A 6,237-nucleotide genomic window follows, 5' to 3' on the forward strand; every position below is an offset into this window, starting at 1 on the left:
GCTGGTGCTCCAAGAGCCGTCTGCCAGCACGGTAGCGGTGTAGGTTTTACCGTTCAGGGTGATGGTAACGGTCTGCCCGGCTTGCACGTGGGTGGTGGTACCGGACAGGGTTTGAGCGGTTTTCACCTCTGCACCATCGATAATATCGTTACCGGCGAACACGTTGATGCTGAGCGTTGGCAGGTTGGCCGGGTCGGCATCGACGCTGACGCCGTGGGTGACGCTGGTGCTGTTGCCCGCCGCATCGGTGAGGGTCGCCACCAGGTTATGGCTGCCGTCAGTGAGTGCTTGCAGATCGGCGGCAGGCAATGACGCACTCCATGAACCATCTGGCTGCACCACGGCGGTGTAGGTTTTACCGTTCAAGGTCAGAGTTACGGTGCGGCCCGCATCACCAATCGAGGCGGTGCCGGACACGGTCTGTGCCACCAGCACTTCGGCAGCGTTCAGTACATCATCCCCGGCAATCAGGCCCACGGTCAGGGTTGGTGCGGTTTCATCGACGGTGACGGTGGTGTTCAGCGTGTTGCTGTTGCCGGCGGCATCGGTGACCGTGACGGTCAAGGCCGGTGTGCCATCTGGCAACGCTTGCAGATCGGCGGCAGGAATGGTGACGCTCCAGTTACCGCTGCCATCCACGGTACCCGTGTAGGTTTTACCGCCCAGAGTGATGGTGACGATCTGACCTGGCGTGGTGATGCCGGTGGTACCGGTCAGTGTTTGTGGTTGACCGGCTTCGGTGCCGTTCAAAATGCCATCACCAAACGGCGTGTCCAACGTTACCGCAGGCAAATCATGGGTATAAACCTCCAGATTATGCGTGGTGGTTACGGTAGAACCATCGTTACCTGTCACGCTGGCAGAAATGCTGTTGTTGCCTTCGGCCAGCAGTTGCAGATCGGCGCTAGGCACTTGCAATGTCCAACTGCCGTCGGCCAACACCAGCGCGGTATAGGTTTTGCCATTGAGCGTGACGGTCACGGTAGCACCAACGGCAACGTTGGCCGTGGTGCCGCTGATGGCAAGAGGAAGCCCGGCTTCGACGGCGTTGAGCTTATCGTCTGAAGAAACGATGCCAATATTAATGGCCGAGAGTTGATTGTCCACGGTAATAAGCTGCGGCGCGGTCGTGGTCGTATTGCCTGCCTGATCGCTAAGCGTAGCGATCATCTCGTAGCTGCCGTTGGTCAGGGCTGCCATATCTGCGGCAGGTACGCTGATGCTCCACTTACCATCTGCGCCTACAATGCCGGTATAGGTTTTGCCATTGAATGACACGCTAACCACCAGCCCGGCTTCGCTGACTGAGGCGGTACCGGTAATATTTTGCGCGGATTTTTGCTCGTCGGCGGTGACAATATCATCGCCGGTAAATTTATCCAGCGTCAGCACCGGTGGCACGGTATCTACCTGCAAGTGCTCCGTCACTGTAGTGCTGTTGCCTGCGGCGTCGGTGGCCGTCACGGTGAGGGTATTATCCCCTTGAGCCAACGCCTGCAGGTCTGCAGCAGGCAGCACCAGGCTCCATTTGCCATCCGTACCAGTGACTGTGGTGTAGGTTTTACCATTCAGGGTAACGACAATGGCCTGGCCCGGGTTGCTGGTGCCGCTCAGCGTTTGTGGGGTATTCGCCTCGGCGGCGTTGAGTACGTCGTCCCCGGCCAGTTTGTTGACGGTCAGAACCGGGGCGGTCAAATCAACGGTGATGGTCTCATGCGCATTAGCGCTTTGACCTGCTTTGTCGGTGACGGTGGCATTGAGTGTGATCGAACCATTGGCCAGCGCGGCCAGATCGGCGGCAGGCAGCGAAAGTGACCAACTGCCATCACTCTGAACCACTGCGCTATAGGTTTTGCCGTTCAGAGTGATGGTAACGGTTTGCCCGGCTTGGACGTGCTGGGTATGGCCGCTCAGCGTTTGAGCGCTTTTTGTTTCGCTGGCATTGATGAGGTTATCGCCAGTCAGTGCGTTAATCGAGATCTGCGGGGTAGGATTAACTACGCTGGTATCAACCGAGATCTGATGATCGACCGTGGTTTGGTTACCCACTTTATCGACGGAGGTCACGATTAACTCGTAGTTACCGTTTTTCAGCAAAGCCAGATCCGCCGCAGGCAGTTGCAGGCTCCACTTACCGTTGCTACCCACCGTCGTAGTGTAGGTTTTACCATTCAGGGTGAGGGTAATTGTCAGCCCGGCCTCGCCAGTACCGCTCAGAGCCTGTGCCGCTTTTAACTCGGCGCCAGTCAGGTGGTCATCGCCGGTCAGCTTGTTGACGGTCAAGGCTGGCGGAGTGGCATCGACCAACACGGAGATGGTTTTCTCGACGCTGATCCCATCCTGGTTGGTCACTTTAACCGTTAATTGGTAATTGCCGTCTTTTAGGCCAGAAAGCGCAGCAGAACTGAAGTTAAAGCTCCACTTGCCATCGGCACCGACGGTGGTGGTGTAACTTTTGCCGTTGAGCGTCAGCGTGATGATCGAGCCTGCGGCAACGCCGGTGGTCAGGCCGCTCAGTAACTGGGAAATTTTAACTTCGTTGGCGTTCAGAGCGTTGTCCTGACCCAGTTTCCCGACGGTTAGGGTAGGTTGCTCTGGCGGTACGGATGGATCGTCGTTGTGGTCGTCGTGGTTATTCCCTGTCCCGGTAGCGATGGCTACGCCAGCCCCTAGTGCCAGGCCAGCCAGAATGGCGGCTATGGCACCGTTGGATAGATCATGATCGCTAATCAGCAGGGTCGAAACGTCAGACAATGATTCAAACTGCGGTGTGATTAGCACCGGCTCGGCGGTAGCGGCGGTTGCCGGGAATATCGCGTGCTGGATGGCGCCATTGCCATCATCAAACACCAATTCGCTGTGTTTGCCGTCGGCATCTACTTCAAAGAAGCTCTGATAACGTACCGTTGTGCCATCTTTCATGTGCACGATCAGATCGTTACCTTGGCGTTCATAGCTGCTCACCAAAGCCTGAGTGCCGTGGATCCGCACAATGCTGCTTTGCGTCAGGCTGACGGAAAGGGTACCGGGTGCTATGTCTGCGATTTTTGCACCGCCATGACGAGCAATAATATCTACAGCCCCAAGGGTAAAATTGGATTGTGCCATGTGGTTAGCCTCTGAACGCCAAAGTTAATTTGCATAGCGCGCCAAAGCCGCTTATGTGGCTTTTGTAGGCGCGCTGGAATGCCCGATGGGGGTGCCCTCGAGCTAAATTTAACCTGGTGTTTAGATGACTAATTAATGCAAAGTTAACTAATAAATCTTCCCTGATAGGGTTTTATGATTAAGTTTCCTAACTTATCTGTGAGGTAAGGTATAAGCGAGCTTTGATAAAAATGCCATAGGCGGCAATGATTATTGTGCAAAGCCGTTATTGATAAAAATTCTTATTTGCTAGTGTGGATAAATATCCATGGGCAATTAATGGTTTCTTAAACGTATTGCTCGGTTTATTTTTGGCGAGGTAAATTGCATTTTATTTACTGGTTACCAGAGTGGGACTTATAAATAAATCGTTTTTTATCATTTGGTTAACTATTTTTGTTTAGAGGGTTGTACATATTTAAAAGTGGGTGCTACCCGGTGGAAAAAAAGGTAATTACATTACAAAACTAACGGTCATTGCGGGTTTTAGTCGCATTTATAGGTGTACTAATAAAGAGGTATTTCTTGAGAGTTTGACGTTAATATTTTTTATTTATTAGTTATGCTACTGATTTGTTGAGGCTGTATAAGAAAAGCTTCATTTTTTGGAGGGTGAGGCGTGGGGAGCCACGCCTGACTCACTTAAAGCATGGTGTAGGCTTTTTTCAGCCCGGTGTCTTCTTCGGGATCTGCACCTTGAGGATGGGCTGGCTCTTCTTCCGGGAGCGGTTCCGCCAACGGTGCTTCTGCTAACGGATCGGGAGCGGCCTCCGGCGCAGGCATCGTCTCTTGAATGGTCTGCTCATCGAACGTCGGGTTTAATGCTGGAGAAAGCGGGGAGCTGGAGAGGCTGTCTGGCATGGCGATATGGGGCACTGGCGCATCCTGCACAAACTGCGACTCATCCTGTTTGACCGTTCTGCTGCAGGCCATAATCAACAGGCCACACAGTGCGAAAAACACATACAGGATATTCCCACCCAGAGGCTGGATCAGCGCACCGACGGCCAGCGGCCCGATGCTGGCACCCACGCCAAAGGCCATGAGCAGACAGGCAGCCAGGGAGACGCGGCGTTCTGGCTCAATCATGTCATTGGCCAGCGCTACCGCCAACGGGTACAGGGTGAACTGCAACATGCTGACCATGAAGCCGACGATCAGCAGCACCGGGAAATCAATATGGGGCAATAGGGCCAGCGGTAAGGCGGCAATCACCAGCAGCAGTGCGTTAACCCGCATTAGCAGCGTGCGGTTATAACGGTCTGACAACCAGCTCAGCGGAAACTGCGCCACCAGCCCGGCAAAGATGGCGATGGCCATAAACAGACCGGTTTGCTGGGTGGTCAACGCCTGCTGGCTGGCATATACCGGCGCCAGTCCGTAGAAGGAACCTACTACCATGCCGATCACCAGCGTGGTGGCTAACACTTTAGGAATGGCATGCACAAAATAGCGCAGCTCCATGGGGGCGGGCGACATATGCCGGGCATTGGTGCGGGTTGTCAGGGCGATCGGTACCAGGCAGAGGGAAAAACACAGCGCGATGAGCAGCAGCGTGCTGATGCCAAGGTTGGCTTGCAGCATCAATACAATCTGCCCCAGCGACATGCCAAGGTAGGAGGCCGCCATATAAAAGCCGAAAACCATGCCGCGCTGATTGGATTCGGACTGATCGTTCAGCCAACTCTCGAGCACCATGTACTGACACATCATACACAGGCCGATAATCAGCCGTAGCACCACCCAAACCGGGATGTATTCCGTCAGGCCGTGGCCCAGCACCGCAGCGGTAATGATCCCGGCGCAGGAGACATAGGCGCGGATATGCCCTACGCGGGCAATCAGAAAGTGGCCGACCTTGCCGCCGATCACCAGGCCGATGTAGTTGGCGGCGATAATGGCCCCGATCAGGGCACCACTCACGTTGATGGAGGTTAACCGCAGGGAAATGTAGGTGGTCAGTAACCCTGAACCCAACAGCATCAGCAGGGTGGTGGTATACAGCGGAAAGAATACACCTAACGTTTTTTTCACTCGGCCTTCCTGTTTTTGTCGGAGATCTCTGCAATCTGAACAAACTGGCCTGCCGCAGCAGGCTGGACGCTAACCCCGATACTAGCAGTTCATACAACAGCTTAAAACCGCAGCACTGCGAAGTGCTTGGCATTTCGGCCTGTAAACCGCCTGAGAAGCTTGATAAATGCTACTATCAGGCGCATATACCTTGATTGCTGACAAAGTGACAATGTCGCTGAATTGGCAAAAGACACACATATTCGACCATAGGGGCGCTGGATGCTGCGCCCGATTAGCAGTGCCCTTAACATTGTGAGCCTGTCGGGGAATGTCTGTAGTTTCATAAACCATTGATTAATGGAGAGGCCATGAGTGAGAAGCGGTTGCATGAGCTCAGTATTGCCGTAGGGCAAAGGCTAAAGGCCAGTGGGCAATGGATCAGCTGCGCAGAGTCCTGCACGGGCGGCGGCATTGCCAAGGCAATTACCGATATCGCCGGCAGCTCGGCCTATTTCGATCGCGGCTTTGTCACTTACAGCAACGCGGCAAAGCACGAACTGTTAGGGGTAGCGGAAGCGACTTTGCAGGCTTATGGCGCAGTCAGTGAGGAAGTGGTACGTGAGATGGCGCAGGGCGCGATGCACGCGGCCAAGGCCGATCTGGCGCTGTCGGTCAGCGGCATTGCCGGCCCAGACGGTGGCAGTGTGGAAAAACCGGTGGGTACCGTCTGGTTTGGTTTTGCCGAACGTTCCGGCCGGGTGCTGGCGCGCAAAATGCAATTTACCGGCGATCGCGATGCGGTGCGCCTACAGGCAACCCTCTTTGCGCTGCAAACGGCGCTTGATGAATTTTTGTAAAATTAGGCTTGATACTGTATGACCATACAGTATAATTAGCGACAATTTCCTGCACAACATACATTCAGCGGCAATGTGGGTGATACCGGCATTGCGCAACGAAGGAGCAAAAATGGCTATTGATGAGAACAAGCAAAAGGCGTTAGCTGCAGCACTGGGCCAGATTGAGAAACAGTTCGGCAAAGGCTCCATCATGCGTCTGGGTGAAGACCGCTCC

Annotated in this window: 3 protein-coding genes and 1 pseudogene; 2 read left to right on the top strand and 2 right to left on the bottom strand. The window is 54.4% G+C overall.

Translation table 11 applies throughout. The features are described from left to right. The coding region (locus ACLQ7H_RS24765; RefSeq protein ID WP_411754960.1) for an Ig-like domain-containing protein at positions 1-3,108 on the bottom strand (3,108 nt) is incomplete at its 3' end. A gap of 681 nt (positions 3,109-3,789) precedes the next feature. After that, positions 3,790-5,181 (bottom strand): MFS transporter, encoded by a 1,392-nt coding sequence (locus ACLQ7H_RS24770; protein WP_411754961.1) that lies wholly within the window; start codon positions 5,179-5,181, stop codon positions 3,790-3,792. A 350-nt stretch (positions 5,182-5,531) separates the two neighbouring features. Here ACLQ7H_RS24770 and pncC point away from each other — a divergent pair, with 350 nt between their 5' ends. Both pncC and recA read left to right on the top strand, forming a co-directional pair. Further along, positions 5,532-6,020, top strand: a complete 489-nt coding sequence (gene pncC, locus ACLQ7H_RS24775; protein ID WP_411754962.1) for a nicotinamide-nucleotide amidase — start codon at positions 5,532-5,534, stop codon at positions 6,018-6,020. A 112-nt stretch (positions 6,021-6,132) separates the two neighbouring features. Then, positions 6,133-6,237 (top strand): annotated as a pseudogene (recA, locus tag ACLQ7H_RS24780) (recombinase RecA); the annotation flags it as partial.

Origin of the sequence: Serratia sp. (in: enterobacteria) (genome assembly GCF_046715635.1) — a bacterium.
In the GTDB taxonomy this organism is placed as follows: Bacteria; Pseudomonadota; Gammaproteobacteria; order Enterobacterales; family Enterobacteriaceae; genus Chania.

What these genes read in the sequence shown, in the direction of transcription:
- pncC (WP_411754962.1), top strand. Translation starts at nt 5,532, where the DNA reads ATGAGTGAGAAGCGGTTGCATGAGCTCAGTATTGCCGTAGGGCAAAGG.